At 74.0% G+C, this 14,764-nt stretch carries 17 protein-coding genes and 1 pseudogene; 9 read left to right on the top strand and 9 right to left on the bottom strand.

The genetic code is table 11. From position 1 onward, the window contains the following. Positions 1–85 precede the first annotated feature (85 nt). On the top strand, positions 86–985 hold the full coding sequence (locus ACFWBW_RS09310) for an SDR family oxidoreductase (RefSeq protein WP_385369933.1): 900 nt from the start codon (positions 86–88) through the stop codon (positions 983–985). 56 nt (positions 986–1,041) lie between these two features. Here the strand turns inward: ACFWBW_RS09310 and ACFWBW_RS09305 are convergent. Beyond that, positions 1,042–1,278, bottom strand: a pseudogene (locus tag ACFWBW_RS09305) (SRPBCC family protein); the annotation flags it as partial. A 32-nt stretch (positions 1,279–1,310) separates the two neighbouring features. Next, on the bottom strand, positions 1,311–1,430 hold the full coding sequence (locus ACFWBW_RS09300) for an SDR family NAD(P)-dependent oxidoreductase (RefSeq protein WP_385369931.1): 120 nt from the start codon (positions 1,428–1,430) through the stop codon (positions 1,311–1,313). Positions 1,431–1,516: 86 nt separating this feature from the next. Between ACFWBW_RS09300 and ACFWBW_RS09295 the strand changes: the two genes are divergently transcribed. Continuing rightward, the gene (locus ACFWBW_RS09295; protein WP_385369929.1) at positions 1,517–2,119 is read left to right on the top strand and encodes a TetR/AcrR family transcriptional regulator; all 603 of its coding nucleotides are present in this window, start codon (positions 1,517–1,519) and stop codon (positions 2,117–2,119) included. A 41-nt stretch (positions 2,120–2,160) separates the two neighbouring features. On the opposite strand, the gene ACFWBW_RS09290 is transcribed toward ACFWBW_RS09295, so the two are convergent. Next, complete coding sequence (locus tag ACFWBW_RS09290; protein ID WP_385369927.1) at positions 2,161–3,099, bottom strand: GlxA family transcriptional regulator; 939 nt, start codon at positions 3,097–3,099, stop codon at positions 2,161–2,163. A gap of 211 nt (positions 3,100–3,310) precedes the next feature. Here ACFWBW_RS09290 and ACFWBW_RS09285 point away from each other — a divergent pair, with 211 nt between their 5' ends. From ACFWBW_RS09285 to ACFWBW_RS09270, 4 genes are all read left to right on the top strand, one after another. Next, positions 3,311–4,018, top strand: a complete 708-nt coding sequence (locus ACFWBW_RS09285) for a DJ-1/PfpI family protein (RefSeq protein WP_385369925.1) — start codon at positions 3,311–3,313, stop codon at positions 4,016–4,018. Positions 4,019–4,092: 74 nt separating this feature from the next. Beyond that, positions 4,093–4,413: a hypothetical protein gene (locus ACFWBW_RS09280; RefSeq protein ID WP_385369923.1), complete on the top strand. Its 321-nt coding sequence runs from the start codon at positions 4,093–4,095 to the stop codon at positions 4,411–4,413. A 2-nt stretch (positions 4,414–4,415) separates the two neighbouring features. Beyond that, on the top strand, positions 4,416–4,925 hold the full coding sequence (locus ACFWBW_RS09275) for a DUF2269 family protein (RefSeq protein WP_385369921.1): 510 nt from the start codon (positions 4,416–4,418) through the stop codon (positions 4,923–4,925). Positions 4,926–4,975: 50 nt separating this feature from the next. Further along, positions 4,976–5,779: a hypothetical protein gene (locus tag ACFWBW_RS09270; protein ID WP_385369919.1), complete on the top strand. Its 804-nt coding sequence runs from the start codon at positions 4,976–4,978 to the stop codon at positions 5,777–5,779. Here the strand turns inward: ACFWBW_RS09270 and ACFWBW_RS09265 are convergent. Both ACFWBW_RS09265 and ACFWBW_RS09260 read right to left on the bottom strand, forming a co-directional pair. Beyond that, complete coding sequence (locus ACFWBW_RS09265; protein WP_385369917.1) at positions 5,766–6,599, bottom strand: enoyl-CoA hydratase/isomerase family protein; 834 nt, start codon at positions 6,597–6,599, stop codon at positions 5,766–5,768. The genes ACFWBW_RS09270 and ACFWBW_RS09265 overlap by 14 nt on opposite strands. Before the next feature lie 23 nt (positions 6,600–6,622). Beyond that, positions 6,623–7,387, bottom strand: coding sequence for a PIG-L deacetylase family protein (locus ACFWBW_RS09260; RefSeq protein ID WP_385369915.1), 765 nt, complete (start codon positions 7,385–7,387; stop codon positions 6,623–6,625). Between the two features lie 18 nt (positions 7,388–7,405). On the opposite strand from ACFWBW_RS09260, the gene ACFWBW_RS09255 reads away from it, so the two are divergent. Both ACFWBW_RS09255 and ACFWBW_RS09250 read left to right on the top strand, forming a co-directional pair. Beyond that, positions 7,406–8,221, top strand: coding sequence for an MBL fold metallo-hydrolase (locus ACFWBW_RS09255; protein ID WP_385369914.1), 816 nt, complete (start codon positions 7,406–7,408; stop codon positions 8,219–8,221). Positions 8,222–8,305: 84 nt separating this feature from the next. Continuing rightward, a complete protein-coding gene (locus ACFWBW_RS09250) occupies positions 8,306–8,830 on the top strand; it encodes a DUF3887 domain-containing protein (protein ID WP_385369912.1) in 525 nt (174 codons plus the stop codon). Between the two features lie 20 nt (positions 8,831–8,850). Here ACFWBW_RS09250 and ACFWBW_RS09245 read toward each other — a convergent pair whose 3' ends face one another. The 4 genes from ACFWBW_RS09245 to ACFWBW_RS09230 form a co-directional block, all read right to left on the bottom strand. After that, a complete protein-coding gene (locus tag ACFWBW_RS09245; protein WP_385369910.1) occupies positions 8,851–10,182 on the bottom strand; it encodes an alpha/beta fold hydrolase in 1,332 nt (443 codons plus the stop codon). A 187-nt stretch (positions 10,183–10,369) separates the two neighbouring features. Further along, positions 10,370–11,302, bottom strand: coding sequence for a phosphotransferase family protein (locus ACFWBW_RS09240; RefSeq protein ID WP_385369909.1), 933 nt, complete (start codon positions 11,300–11,302; stop codon positions 10,370–10,372). A gap of 155 nt (positions 11,303–11,457) precedes the next feature. After that, on the bottom strand, positions 11,458–12,543 hold the full coding sequence (locus tag ACFWBW_RS09235; protein WP_385369907.1) for an S-(hydroxymethyl)mycothiol dehydrogenase: 1,086 nt from the start codon (positions 12,541–12,543) through the stop codon (positions 11,458–11,460). Positions 12,544–12,719: 176 nt separating this feature from the next. Next, entirely contained in the window at positions 12,720–13,736 is a 1,017-nt protein-coding gene (locus ACFWBW_RS09230; protein ID WP_385369905.1) for a LysR substrate-binding domain-containing protein, read from the bottom strand. A 70-nt stretch (positions 13,737–13,806) separates the two neighbouring features. On the opposite strand from ACFWBW_RS09230, the gene ACFWBW_RS09225 reads away from it, so the two are divergent. Then, positions 13,807–14,742, top strand: coding sequence for a dihydrodipicolinate synthase family protein (locus ACFWBW_RS09225; protein ID WP_385369904.1), 936 nt, complete (start codon positions 13,807–13,809; stop codon positions 14,740–14,742). Positions 14,743–14,764: the final 22 nt, after the last annotated feature.

The following is a 14,764-nucleotide window of genomic DNA, read 5'->3' as shown; positions in this document are numbered from 1 at the left end:
AGCCGTAGGGCCCGGCCACGAGCTCCAGCCGGAGCCGGTGTTGTGACCATGGCGATCTGAGCGTGCGCACGCTATCGATGGCGCCATGGAAAACGCTCTGCGCGGTCTGCCCGCGCCCCCGCCGCTCGGTTCCGCCGCCCTGCCGCCCGGCACGTTCACCGGCCGGGCGGTGCTCGTGACCGGCGGCGGGACCGGGCTGGGCAAGGCCATCGCCACCGAGTTCGCACGGCTCGGCGCGGATCTGGTGATCGCCGGCCGCCGGATCGAGCAGCTGAAGTCGGCTCAGGAAGAGCTGGCGGCCGTGCCCGGAGCGGGCCGGGTGACGGCCGCCGTCTGCGACATCCGCGACCCCGAGCGGGTCGCGGAGGTCTTCGACGCGGCCGGGGCGGCCCTCGGCGGCGTCCCGGACGTGCTCGTCAACAACGCCGCCGCCAACTTTCCTTGCCCGGCCGAGGACTTGTCCCCCAACGCCTGGCGGGCGGTCGTCGACATCACCCTGACCGGCACCTGGTTCGTGACCCGGGAGTTCGGCCGCCGCCACCTCGCCGCGGGCAGCGCCGGGTCCATCGTGAACATCGGCGCCTCGTACGCCTGGACCGGCGGGCCGGGCTACGCGCACAGCGCCGCCGCCAAGGCGGGGGTGAAGAACCTCGTCGAGACCCTCGCCGTCGAGTGGGGCCCGTACGGCATCCAGATCAACGGTCTGGTCCCCGGACTGTTCCCGCACCCGGACATGACCGAGGACATCCGGGGCGGTCTGGAGCGGGCCGCCCCGGACGACAAGGACACCAGACAGCCCGCCCTGCGGGTCGGCGCACCGCGCGAACTGGGCTGGGCCGCGACCTTCCTCGCCTCCCCCTACGCCCGCTTCATCACCGGCCACACCCTGGTGGTGGACGGGGCGAACTGGCAGCGCCGCTCCCTCGTCAACCCCGAAGTGGTGCCGGTGCGCGAGCAGTTGGGACGGGGGCCGTTCACTCCGTGAAGCGCCCGCGCAGCGCGGCCAGGCCACACCCGTAGCAGGCTCTCCACCACGACGTACGAGTACGCGCGCGCGGCGGGGTCCCGGGCGAGCAGCTCCTCGCGGGCGACGACCGTCCCCTCGATGCTGAAGTCCCGTACGGCTCCCGGCTGTTCGGGGCCGCTCCCGCCCTCGATGACGGCCTTCGGCACGTACGGGTGCCACGCGTCGAGCGTGCCGAAACGGCCGACGAGCTCCCAGACGGCGTCCGGGGCGGCCGGGACGACGGCGGTCCGGACGAGTTCGCGGGCGGTCACGGCGGGTCCGCAGTCCCCGGCCCGCTCGGCGCTCACCAGGCACCGTCCTTGAGGTCGGCGCCGATGACGGTGTGGCCCCGGGCGCGCAGCCGGTCGGCGGTGGCCCGGCCGATGCCGGAGGCGGCGCCCGTGACGAGGTGGGTACGAGTCATAACTGGCGCGGTACGCCTTCATGGCACGACATGCCACAGTGCGATCGTGTGGCACATTGGCCCCATCTACCCCTGGAGGTGTTGCGGTGAGCACGGCGAGTACGGGCCGCCCGTCCTTGACGGAGCGGCGCAGGGAGACCACGCGGTACGAGATCGCGGAGGCCGCGGCCGCACTGTTCTCGGAGCGGGGGTACGAGGCGACGACGGTCGACGACATCGCGCGGGAGGCCGGCATCTCACTGCGCACCTTCTACCGGTACTGCCCGGCCAAGGAGGACGCGCTGACCCCGGTCCTCACCGCCGGGGTCGCCACCCTGGTCGAGGAGCTCGCCCTGCGCCCCGCGACGGAGCCCCTCACCGAGGCCGCGCAGGCCGCTTTCACCATCGCGACGGCGGGCGCGCGCTACGAGGAACCCGGGCAGACGGTCCGCCTCATCCAGGTGATGAGCCGCGTCCCGGAGATCCGGCTGCGCTGGCTGGCGGCCGCCCGCGCGATGCAGGACCGCCTGGTCCCGGTCCTCGCCGCCCGTACGGGCCGACCCGAAGCAGCCCTGGAGACCCGCCTGTTGGCGGCCGTACTCATCGACGCGGTCACCGTCGCCCTCGAACACTGGGCCGCCGAGGACGGCCGCGATCCGCTCCCGACGGTATCGGCCCGCGCCCTCGCCCTGCTGCACCTGGAGGAGTAACGGGGCTGGTCGGCCGACGGGGCTGCGCGTGACGGACCGCGTCAGCTGAAGCTGCGGCGGTAGGCGTGCGGGCTGACGCCGGTGGTCTTCTTGAACCGGTCGCGGAAGGCGGTGGGCGAGCCAAAGCCGACCTGGGCGCCGATGCGTTCGACGGAGTGGCGGGTGGTCTCCAGCAGGTGCTGGGCCTGGCGGATGCGGGCGCGGTGGAGCCACTGGAGCGGGGTGGTGCCGGTCTGGTCCCGGAAGCGGCGCATCAGGGTCCGGGTGCTGGTTCCGGCGTGCGCGGCGATCTCGGCGAGGGTGAGCTCGGAGCCCAGGTTGCCCTGGAGCCAGACCAGCAGCGGTTCGAGGGTCGACCCCTGCGGGGTGGGCGCGTAGTCGTGGACGATGAACTGCGCCTGTCCGCCCTCGCGTTCCAGGGGCATGACGGCCAGGCGGGCGGCGTCGGCGGCGACGGCCGAGCCGTAGTCGCGGCGGATCATGTGCAGGCACAGGTCCAGGCCCGCGGCGGCGCCGGCCGAGGTGAGGATCTGGCCGTTGTCCACGTACAGGACGTCCGGGTCGACCTCGATGTCCGGATGGGTGGCGGCCAGTAGGTCGGCCGCGATCCAGTGGGTGGTGGCGCGCAGGCCGTCGAGGAGACCGGTGGCGGCCAGGGGGAAGGTGCCCGAGCAGATGGAGGCGATGCGCGTGCCGTTCGCCGCGGCCGAGCGCAGCGCGTCGCGGACGGCGGGGGCGAGCGGGGCCGTGGGGTCGGCGATGCCGGGAACGATGATCGTGTCCGCGGCCTCGAGCCCTTCCAGCCCCCAGGGTGCGCGCAGGGTGAAGGTACCGGCATCGACCTCCGGCCCCTCGGCGCAGACACGGACCTGGTAGCCGGGGCGCCCGTCCGGAAGGCGGGTGCGGGTGAAGATCTCGATCGGGGTGGCGAGATCGAAGGGGATCACCCGGTCCAGCGCGAGGACGGCAATGGTGTGCATGGCCAGAAGATACCCCTCCGCGGATGGAGCGTACTGGTCTCGGCAGCGCTAATCCTCCGGTTCTTGCCAGGTCAGAGCCACGTCGATACGCGTGGCGATATCCCGTTGGAAGGTGTCGTCAATGCCACTGGGAGGTGGGTTGGCAGCCGACTAGCGTCGGGAGCGAATCCGGTGTCGGCCGGACGCCTCCGCACCGGAAGGAACCCGCTCCGTGCATGCCCAGATCATTCTGTTCGACGGCTTCGACCCGCTCGATGTCATCGCCCCCTACGAGGTGCTGTACGCCGGCGGTGCCGCCTCCGGCGGCGCGGTCAGTGTGGAACTGGTCTCCGCCGAAGGTCCGCGCGAGGTGGTCAGCGGCACCGGGGGCCTGGCGCTGCGCGCCACCGGCGCCCTCGACCCCCGGCGTGGGGGCCTGATCCTGGTCCCGGGCGCCTCGGGTCGCGTGGGAGGGCCCGGCGAGGTCCCCGACTGCGACGCCGGGGCAGGGGCCGGGGCCGGGGCCGGGGAATGGCAGCAGGACGAGTTCATCCCGGTGCTGCTGGGCCGCGCCCTGACGACCGAGCTGCCCGCCCTGTTGAAGGCGGCGATGGACGACCCCGAGGTCACGGTCGGCGCGGTGTGCGGCGGCTCGCTCGTCCTGGCCATGGCCGGCCTGCTGGAGGGCCGCCATGCCACCACCCACCACATGGGCCTGGACATGCTCGATGCCACCGGTGCCCACGCGGTGAGCGCCCGCGTCGTCGAGGACGGCGACCTCGTCACCGGCGCCGGCGTCACCTCCGGGCTCGACCTGGGCCTGTACCTGCTGGAGCGCGAGGTGGGCCCCCGGATCGCCCACGCCGTCGAAGAGCTCTTCGCCTACGAACGACGCGGCACCGTCTGGCGGAACGCGGGCCCGGTGCCCGCCTCCCTCTGACCACACCGCCCGCCCCCACACCCCACCTCACCTCACCACCGCACCGCATCGCATTCGTAAGGAAGAACAGCAGCATGTCCGTAGAAGGCACTTGGGATCTGTCCATCTCCACCCCCATCGGCAGGATCAAAGCCGTGGTCGAACTCCTGCGGGAGGCCGGTGTCCTGACCGGGTCCGCCCACGGGGCAGGAGAGGAGGTCCCGCTCGGCGACATCGCCCTCGACGGCGACCGGCTCACCTGGAAGCAGTCGGTCACCAAGCCCGTGCGCCTGAACCTGGCCTTCGCCGTGACGGTCGACGGCGACACCCTCACCGGCACGTCCAGGGCCGGGCGCCTTCCGGCCGCGAAGGTCACCGGACAGCGCCGCCCCGTCCGCGCGGCGACGGAGCACTGACCATGGCGAAACTCCTCCTGTCCCTGCACGTTCTGGCCGCGGTGCTGGCCATTGGCCCGGTCGCCGTCGCCGCGAGCATGTTCCCCAAGGCGATGCGGCACGCCCACAGCGAGCCCGGTGACCGCGAGGCGCTCGCGACCCTGCGGACGTTGCACCGCATCTGCCGCGTGTACGCCGGCGTCGGCGTCGCGGTTCCCGTCTTCGGGTTCGCCACGGCGAGCAGCCTCGGCGTCCTCGGCAGCGGATGGCTGATCACCTCGATCGTCCTGACCACCGCGGCGGCCGCCGCCCTGGCGCTGCTGATCCTGCCCGCCCAGGACAGCGCCCTCGACGCAGCGCGGGCCCTCGACGCAGCGCAGGCCCCCGGCTCCGCGCATGCCCCCGGCTCCGGCCCCGGCCCCGGCATCCGGTCGGCCGCCCGCCTCGCCGCGCTCACCGGCGTCTTCAACCTGCTGTGGGCAACGGTCACCGTGCTGATGATCATCCGCCCCGGCTCCACGACGGGCGCTTGAGCACGCGTCCTCGCCTTGGGCTGTCAGTGGTCCGGGGCATCATGGACCGCATGTCCCACGCTGATCTGACCCTTGACCGGTGGCGCTCGTTCGCCCTGCCGGACGTCCACCGGTTCGCCCGGGAAGCCGCCGAGTCGGTGGACGGCCGGGTGAGCCTGATCGATGCCGTCGAGCACCTCGGCGGCCCGCTGCACCGCGTGTTCGTCGAGCGGGACGGGCGGGAGTTCGCCCTGATACCCGGGGGAACGGTCCGCCTCGGCTTCGACCTCGATGCCTGGGAGCCGACGCCCGAGCAGACCGCCGACTTCGAGCAGAGCCTGGCCGAGGAGTTCGGGTACGGCCCCGATCTCAAGGCGCACCTCGCCGAGTTGCTGAGCCCGCCGCGGACCGTCACCCTGGCGACGGCGTTCATGGCCGTGGCGAACGAGCCGCTCACCGAGCCCCCCGCCGACATGCCCGCCGTGCTCGCGGGGCTCGGGCTGCGGATGCCCGGCGCCGACGAGTGGGAGCACGCCTGCGGGGCCGGGGCGCGCACCCTCTTCCGGTGGGGCGACACCTGCCCGATCGGCGAACCGTCCTACGGCAGCGACGCGGGCGGGCCGCGGTGCGAGCCCAACGCCTTCGGTCTGCGCATCGCGTACGACTCCTACGCCGCCGAGATCGGCGGCGACACGGGCGCCGTGCACGGCGGGGACGGCGGCGAGTCCGTGTGCGGCGGGTACGGGGACCTGTGGGCGTGGCTGACGCTGGCCACGGCGAACCGCAACCCGGCGATGGCGGAGTTCGTGTACGGCCCGGAGGGCGAGGACGCGTGGGAGGCGTTCTCCGTACGGCCCGTGCTCAGCCTCCGGTGAAGTGCGGGGGCCTGCGCTGCGCCTTGGCGGTGTAGCCCTCGCGGGAGTCCTCGGAGGTGAGCGTGAGGGCCGCCGTCATCGCCACCCGGTCGAGGGCCGCGGGCAGGGCGGCGTCCGCGTAGGAGTCGATCGCGCGCTTGATGCCCTGGACGGCAAGCGGGGCGTTGGCCGCGATCTCCGCCACGAGCGCTCGGGCCGTCTTCTCCAACTCCTGGGGAGGCACGACCTGTTGGACGAGGTTCAGGCGCTCCGCCGTCCGGGCGTCGATGCGGCGGCCGGTCAGCGCCAGGAACTTGGCCCAGCCGGCGCCCGCCTCGCGGGCGATGCGCAGGTCCCCGCCGGCGTCCACCGCGACGCCCAACTGGGCCTCGGGCAGGGCGAAGACGGCATCCTGCGCCGCCACCCGGATGTCGGCCATCAGGGCCAGCTCGAAGCCGAAGCCCAGGCAGTACCCCTGCACCGCGGCCACCACGGGCTGCGGCAGCCGGGCCAGGACCGCGAAGCGTTCGTGGACCCAGCGGATGCCCTCGTAGTAGTTGCGGTTGCGTTCTGCCCCCGAGGCGCCCGTGATCGCGCCGCCCGGGGCCGTCACGTCGATGCCCGCGCAGAACGCCCGGCCCTCGGCCCGCAGCAGGACCACCCGTACGGCGGGGTCGAAGCGGATCCGGTCGGCCAGCAGGCCGAGCTGGCGCGTGGACTCCCAGCTCCAGCCGTTGAGCTTCTCCGGCCTGCAGAGGGTGAGTTCGGCTATCCCGTCCGCGACGTGCAGACGGATCCGTTCCTCACCCTCCGCGATTTCCGTGCTCAGGGTGTCGATCACGCGGACACCCTAAGCGTGTCCGCCTAGCGCGGGAAGACCTCGAACGGCACCGCCGGGCGGCCCCCGAACCGGGCGGCCGCCTGCTGGGCATTGCCCGTCAGGAAGGAGCGTACGTACGTTTCCGGGTCCTCGTCCGTCAGTGCCGCGATGTACGCCTTGTGTTCCATCAGGGACTTCACCGAACTCTCCATCCCGGGACCGGCGTCGGCCGCGTGCGTGGGCGTCGTGGTGCCGGACACCGCCACCCAGCGCACCCCGTTCCACGGCTCCAGGCCCTGTTCCGTGAGGAGTTCGGGGAAGATCCAGCGGTTGCCCGCGTCGCCCGCCGCGTCCAGGGTGGCCCGGCCGACCGCCTTGTGGTCGGGGGTGTTCCAGTAGCCGCCGCCCTCGGCCCCGCCCCACGTGTCGCGGTGGTTCATCGTGATCACCAGCTCGGGGCGGTGGCGCCGGATGGCGGCCGCGATGTCCCGGCGCAGCTCCGGACCGTACTCGAGGACCCCGTCGCGGTGGTCGAGGAACTCCACGGTGGGCACCCCCACGACGGCCGCGCTCGCGCGCTGCTCCGCCTCGCGCAGCGGGGCGCACGCGGCGGGGTCGATGGTGTCGATGCCGGCCTCGCCGCGCGTGGCGAGCAGGTAGACGACCTCGCGGCCGCCGTCCGTCCAGTCCGCGATGGCCGCGGCGCAGCCGTACTCCAGGTCGTCCGGGTGCGCCACAACGGCCAGCGCACGCTGCCAGTCGGTCGGCATGGGCTCCAACGGGGCAGGCCCCTGCAGTTGCTCGTTCATGAGTCGCACAATAGGCGAATGGGGACACAAGGGCAGGTGGTGGCCCTGCTCGATGCCACCGGGTCGTTCTTCGAGCCCGCGGTCACCGCGTTCCCCGGGGCGGGCGCCGCCGCCTGGGAGCGGGCCGCGCAGCTGGACCCGGGCGCGGCCGGGCCGGACGGTTCCTGGCGGCTGGACTTCCGGTGCTTCGCCGTGTCCCGGCCGGGCGGCCGCTGGGTGCTGGTCGACGCGGGTGTCGGCCCGTCGCAGGGCCCGGCGGCCGGCTGGGCCCCGGTCCCGGGCCGGCTGCCCGCCGCGCTCGCGGAGGCCGGGATCGCGCCGGGCGACGTGGAGTCGGTGGTCCTGACCCACTTGCACGAGGACCACACCGGCTGGACCCAGGACGAGGCCGGCCGGCCGTTCTTCCCCGATGCGCGGTACCTCGTACAGAGCGCGGAAGTGGCGGCCCTGGACCGGGCGGATCCCGTGTGGGACTGGACGGTTGCCCCGCTGCGGGCCACCGGACAGCTCCAGGAGGTCACCGGGGAGCACCGGCTCGCTCCCGGCATCACCCTGCTGCCGACACCCGGGCACACGCCCGGCCACCAGTCGGTGCTGGTGGAGGGCGCGGCCGGGCCCGGCGGCGGGGGCCGGGACGTGCTGGTCACCGGGGACGTACTGGTCCACGCCGTGCAGCTGGCCGATCCGGCGGTCCCGTACTCCCACGAACGCGACCGGGCCGCCGCCCGCGCCTCGCGGGAGGAGCTGCTGTCCCTGGCCGTCCGCCGCCGCGCCCTGCTGGCCACCGCCCACCTGACCCGGGCCTTCGTGGAGCCGCCCGAACCGGGTGTCTGAGCACCCGCGGCGCCTCCGGCAGCCGACGTGCGACCGCTGTGGGGGCGCCCTAGCATGAAGGGTGGCGTTCCGAAGGAGGAAGCCATGGTCCCACTGTCGGACAACCACACCACGCGCGGCGCGAAGCGGCGGCCCGGCCTCCTCGTTCGCCTCGTTCGCCTCGTGCCGGCGGTCCTACTGGCCTCCGGCGCCGTGCTGCTGACGAACGGCTCCCTGCCCGCTGCGGCCCGGTCCGGTGTGCCCGTGGAGGTCTCGGCCCCTGCCGTCCCGGCGGCCCTTCCGGGGCAGGCCGATGACGAGCGGCTCGCACTCGACACCCTCGACGAGGTGGTGCGGGGCGACTTCGCCGCCGTGTCCGCCCGCTTCGACGAAACGCTCCGGCACCAGGCGACTCCCGAGGCGCTCGCGCAGTCCTGGAAGGACTACCAGGAGCAGTTCGGGCCCTACCGGTCGCACGGGGACCCCCGGCAGGTCACGTCCGTCCACGGGTCCGTGGTGACCGTGCCCCTCCAGATGGAGCACGGGGCCGGGGACTTCCGCGTCACCTTCAACGAAGGCGGACACCTCATCGGCCTGTACTTCCTCCGCACGGGCGTCCCGGTCCCCTGACTCCCTCCGGTCCGGGGAGCTCAGGCCTCGTCGCGTACGAGCGCCAGGAGCCGGTCCAGGACCCGCGGGCCCGAGGCACGTACCCCGTCGTGCTCGAACTCGTCCGTCACCCAGGTCTTCAGGCCGCGGATCGCCCCGGCGGTGGCCAGGGAGTGCGCGGTGTCCACGTACATGTCGTCGTGGTAGACGGCCGCGGCCACCGGCACCTCGTTGGCGGCGAGCCGCGCCCGGTCGTACAGCGGGGTCCAGCCGGTGCGGGCCGCCAGCAGTTCGGCGGTCTCGCGCAGCGGGGCGAGCGCCGGATCGCAACGGAAGTGCCAGGGGTGGATGGTCTCGCCGGTGAAGTACAGCGGCTCCGTGCCCGCGAGGGTCTTCGCGGCGTCGAAGCTCGGGTGGCCGGAGCGGACCCGCTCGGCGGCCCAGCCGGTGGGCGCGCCCGGGTCTTGGGCGTAGATCGCCTCGTGGACCAGGGCGTAGAGGGGGTGCCCGGCGAAGGAGAGCTGGGCGTGCACGGCCTCCAGGAAGGCGTCGGAGAGGGCGGGCCCGTCCGGGGTGGGGACGAAGGCGTCCTCCAGCAGGTAGTGCAGCTGGTGGCTGCCGTCGGAGCCGCCAAGGAGCAGGCCGAGGGACTGGAAGGCCTCGGCCGTCAGGAGGTATCCGCCGGGGAGTTCGGCCGGACGCTCGAGGAGGTGGGCGGCGATGCGGCGGGCCCGCTCCACGTCCATGGGGTAGCGGTCGTAGTGCGCCCGGTTCTTGCGCTCGACGCGCGGGTACGCGGCTTCGTACACCTCGGCGGCGGTGGCGTCGAGGGAGGGCAGCCCGCCGGTGATGAGGGCGGCGGCCAGCCCCTCGGGGGCGGCGCCGAGGTAGTGGGTGACGCAGAAGCCGCCGAAGCTCTGGCCGAGGACCGTCCAGGGCGCGCCGCCGGTGAGGAGCGGGCGGATGGTCTCGGCGTCGCGCACGATGGAGTCGGCGCGGAAGTGGGCGAGGTACTCGGCCTGTTGCGCGGGGCCGCCGCGCAGTGGCAGGGTCTGCCGGTTGACCGGGGTGGAGCGGCCGGTCCCGCGCTGGTCGAGCAGCAGCACCCGGAACTCGGTGAGGGCCCGCTCCAGCCAGGCCTGCCGGCCGACGAACCTGCGGGCACCGAAGCCGGGTCCGCCCTCCAGGTAGAGCAGCCAGGGCAGGGACTCCGAGTCTTTTCCGGTGGCGACCAGCTCGCGCGCGTACAGGTCGATCCGCTCGCCGTCGGGGCGGGCGTGGTCGAGCGGGACGCCGAAGTGGTGGTCGGTGAGGACGACACCGGGCTGGCGATAGCTGCCGGCGGCTGCGATCTCGGAGGTCACGGGGGTCACGGGGGTCACGGGAGGTCCCAGGGGTCGGCGCGGTGCGGTGGTGTACGCGGCAGCCGTCACGGGGCCGGTGGGTGGGGGCGAACCGGGACGGCGGACCCGCCCCAGCTTACGAGAGCCCCCGTGCCTCCTGGCTGCCGCCTGCCGCCTGCCGTAGCCGGTAGCCGGGAGCCGGGAGCGGCACCTGGCATCACGGGGTCGGGCGCCACCAGTAGCGTCCGACGATGAGCTCCTCGAGGGAGCGGAGCCTGTCCGCGGCCATGCGCGCGTGCGTATCGGGGTGTTCCAGTCCGATGCGGAGGTCGGCTGCGAGGTGGGTCGCCTCGCGGACCTCGCAGCCTGCCCGCAGGGATTCCGCAGAGGTCTCCGTCGCACGGGCGATGACCTCGAGAACGGTCTCCATGTGCGGGCCGCTGAACCGGGCCAGGAAGAACCAGTCGTCGAGCGGTTCCCCGAAGCGGGCCCACTCGAAGTCCAGCAGGGCCGTCACGCTCCTGCCGTGCGCGAGCCAGTTGTCCCAGTGGCAGTCCGCGTGTACGGGGACGACGGCGCGGGCGAGCAGGGGCGCTCGGTCCGCGATCGCCCTCAGGCCGTGGAGCAGATGGGACGGTACCGTTCCGAGCCGGTCGGCTGCGGCGAGGCCCTCGGTTTCGGCGATCAGCGCGGCCTGCCCGGTGAACCCGCCGTGGTCGAGGGCTTCTCGCAGCGTCCGGTCGGCCTGGCCCTCGGGCACCCAGGCGTGCAGTCGGCCGAGCCGCTCGACCGCCTCCTGCGCCAACGCCCGCGCCGTCGCGCCGTCCACACCCGGCATGCCCATGCCGGGAGCCTCCCCGGGCACGCGGGCGTAGCAGGCGTAGCGGACCTCTCGCGCCTCCAGCCGGTGGACCCCGCTGTCGAGGAGCGGGGCCGTGAGGCCGGCCGGCAGGTGGGGTGCGAGCGCGATCTCCCTGTTCAGCCGTGCGTGGGACGCGGCGTCGATGACCTTCACGACGACGTCCGCGCCGACGTACACGTGATGGGAGCTGCTCTCGGCCGTGGTCATGGGGCCGGGGTCGCACCCCAGTGCCTCGGCCGCGATCGTGCGGGCGGCGTCGGCATCGGGTGCTCGGTTCAGGTCGGTCATCGGCGGTGACGTCTGCCTTTGGTCAAGGCACGCGGGGCTCGGCCCGGGCGTGCGGGCGGAGCCCGGGCGTGCGGGCGGAGCCGGGCGTGCGGGCGGGCCGCCACGGGTGAGTGCGGCGGCCCCAAGTGGTCAGACGGCCAGGGGTGGCCAGGTGGCTAGAACTCGACCACCGAGCGGAGCACCTCGCCCCGTTCCATCCGTTCGAAGGCCGCCTCGACACCGTCCAGGGCGATGCGCTCGGAGACGAAGGCGTCGAGGTCGAGCCGGCCTTGCAGGTAGAGGTCGATGAGGAGCGGGAAGTCCCGCTCGGGCAGGCAGTCCCCGTACCAGGAGGACTTCAGGGCGCCGCCGCGTCCGAACACGTCCAGCAGCGGGAGTTCGAGCTGCATCTCCGGCGTCGGGACGCCCACCAGCACCACCGTGCCGGCCAGGTCGCGGGCGTAGAACGCCTGCTTGTACGTCTCGGGGCGGCCGACTGCCTCGATGACCACGTCCGCGCCGTTGCCGCCGGTCAGCTCCTGGATGGCCTTGACCACGTCCTGCGTACCGCCGTTGACGGTGTGCGTGGCGCCGAGCCCCCGCGCCCACTCCAGCTTCCGGTCGTCCAGGTCCACGGCGATGATGCGTGAGGCTCCGGCCAGCTTGGCCCCGGCGACGGCGGCGTTGCCCACGCCCCCGCAGCCGATGACCGCCACGGAGTCACCGCGCCCGACGTTGCCCGTGTTCAGGGCGGCGCCCAGGCCGGCCATCACCCCGCAGCCGAGCAGCCCGGCGGCGGCCGGCGAGGCGGCCGGGTCCACCTTGGTGCACTGGCCGGCGGCGACCAGCGTCTTCTCGGCGAAGGCCCCGATGCCGAGGGCCGGGGAGAGCGGGGTGCCGTCCTCCAGGGTCATGGGCTGGGTCGCGTTGTGCGTGGCGAAGCAGTACCAGGGGCGGCCGCGCTTGCAGGCCCGGCAGCTCCCGCACACCGCGCGCCAGTTGAGGACGACGAAGTCGCCGGGCGCGACGGAGGTGACGTCCGGGCCGACCGATTCGACGACCCCGGCCGCCTCGTGGCCGAGCAGGAAGGGGTACTCGTCGTTGATCCCACCCTCCCGGTAGTGCAGGTCGGTGTGGCAGACCCCGCAGGCCTGGACCCGTACGAGCGCCTCGCCCGGGCCCGGGTCGGGCACGAGGATCGTCGTGGTCTCCACCGGTGCGCCCTTGCTCCTGGCGATGACCCCTCGTACGCGATGCGTCACGTGCTACCCCGATCTCGATCACGGTCTCGTCGACTTCGCCGGAGGCCCCGAGAGGGCTCCGCCGGTCCCGCCAACGTACACGCGCTGTCCCGTGTGCGGGAGTTGCCCCGCGCCCCGGTGAGGCGGCTCACGCGGCGGCGGGCGGCCCGGGCAGGGCAGGGTCCGGAAGGGACGGCCTAGAGGTGCTGGCCGGACAGTTCGGGCGGCAGCGCCGCACGCAGGACCGCGCTGAAGGCGGCCACGGCGGGGTGGGCGGCGGCGCCGCTGCGGAAGGCCACGTTGGTACGGCGCTCCATGACGAGCCGGGTGAGTGCGACGGCCGGATCCGCGGGTCCGGTGATCCCGAGTTGCGGCACCACTGCCACCCCCTGGCCGGCCGCGACCAGGGCGAGCACGGTGGCGAACTCGTCCACCTGGTGGCGGATCCTCGGCATGAACCCGGCGTCCTCGCAGGCCCGCACGGTCATGGCGTGGCAGAGCGTGCCGGGTGTGGCGGTGATCCAGGGCTCGTCGGCATGCGTACGGAGCAACGCGCGCTGCCCGGCTCCGCCCACACCGCCCGCCTCGGCCGCGGCAGGCGGACCTGCGGCCTCCCCCGCCGCCCCGGGTGCCCACGCCGTCGGAGCCAGCGCCGCCGGAGCCCGCTCCGAAGGGGCCCACGCCGTCGGGGTCGCCAGATACATCGCCTCGCGGTAGAGCGGATCCGTGGCGAGCCCCGGTTCCTGCGGCGCGGGGACGAAGTCGTACGCGTGGATCAGGGCCACGTCCAGGTCCCCGGCCCGCAGCGCGTGTGCGACCGCCGCCGGGTCGGTTTCGGACACCATCGGCTCCAGTCCCGGGTGCCGGCGGGCCAGCTCGGCCAGGGCTGCGGGGACGATGGCCCGGGTCGCGGTGGGGAAGGAGCCGATCCGCAGCGCTCCGGCCAGTCCGCCGCGCGCCTCCGCGAGCTCGGCGTCGGCCCGTTCCAGCTGTTCCAGCACGGCGTCCGCGTGCCGGACCAGGTTCTGGCCGGCGGGCGTGAGCCGGACCCGGCGCCCGGTGCGCTCCAGCAGGGGCAGACCGGCCTCGCGTTCCAGGACCGAGAGCTGCTGGGACACCGCCGAAGGGCTGAAGGAGAGCGCCTCGGCGACCGCGGCGATGGTCCCCCGGCGGGCGAGTTCGCGCAGGAGGCGCAGGCGTCGTACATCGAGCATCGGATCAGCTTACGGTTCAGGTAAGAAATGCGAACTGGATTCGATGCTCGGAGCGGGCCAGGCTCGACGCATGACGCAGACAGCGAGCACGGCCGCCCCCTCCCCCGCCGCACACCGCCCGTACGCCCCGCGCGGGATCCACGTACCGTTGATCACGCCCTTCACCGCCGCCGGCGAGGTCGCCGCCGGGGCCCTGGAGGCACTCGCACACGAGGTGCTCGACGCTGGGGCCACCGGGATCGTGGCGCTGGGCACCACCGGCGAGCCGGCCGCCCTCGACGAGGCCGAGCGCGAGCTCGTCACCGACGTCTGCGCCCGGGTCTGCCGGGAGCGCGGGGCGGCGCTGACGGTGGGCGCCGGGGCGAGCGGGACCCGGGCCGCGGAGGAGTCGCTCGGCCGGCTGGAGCGGTGGCCCGAGGCGCGGGCCGCGCTGGTGACCGTGCCCGCGTTCGTACGACCCTCCGCCGCCGGGGTGCTCGCGCACTTCGAGCGGCTGGCGCGGGTGAGCCCCGTACCGCTGATCGTCTATCACGTCCCGTACCGGACCGGGCAGCCGCTGGACGCTGCCCTGCTGCGGGAGGTCGGGGCGCTGCCCGGGGTGGCGGCGGTGAAGTACGCGGTCGGCTCGCTCGACGGGGAAGCGGTGGCACTGCTCGGTGATCTGCCGGACGGGTTCGCGGTGTTGGCGGGCGACGACTCCTTCCTCTCCCCCCTCCTCGCGCTCGGCGCGTCGGGCGGGGTCCTCGCCTCGGCCCATGTCGCGACGGCCCGGTTCGCCGAACTCGCGGCCGCCTGGCGGGCGGGCGAAGCGGACCGGGCGCGCACACTGGGCCACGCGCTGGCCCGGCTCTCCGCCACCCTCTTCGCCGAGCCCAACCCGGCAGTGATCAAGGGTGTGTTGTACGCGCAGGGCCGCATCCCGACCCCGGACGTACGCCTCCCCCTGCTGCCCGCGAGCACCGAAGCGGTCGCGGCGGCCCTGCGGGAACTGGCGCAGCTGCCCTGATCCGCCCATCGACCGGCCTGCT

It is taken from the genome of Streptomyces sp. NPDC059957 (genome assembly GCF_042730015.1).
Classification (GTDB): Bacteria; Actinomycetota; Actinomycetes; order Streptomycetales; family Streptomycetaceae; genus Streptomyces.
Note: the sequence above shows the minus strand (reverse complement) of the source record. Positions and strands in the feature narration are given on the sequence as shown.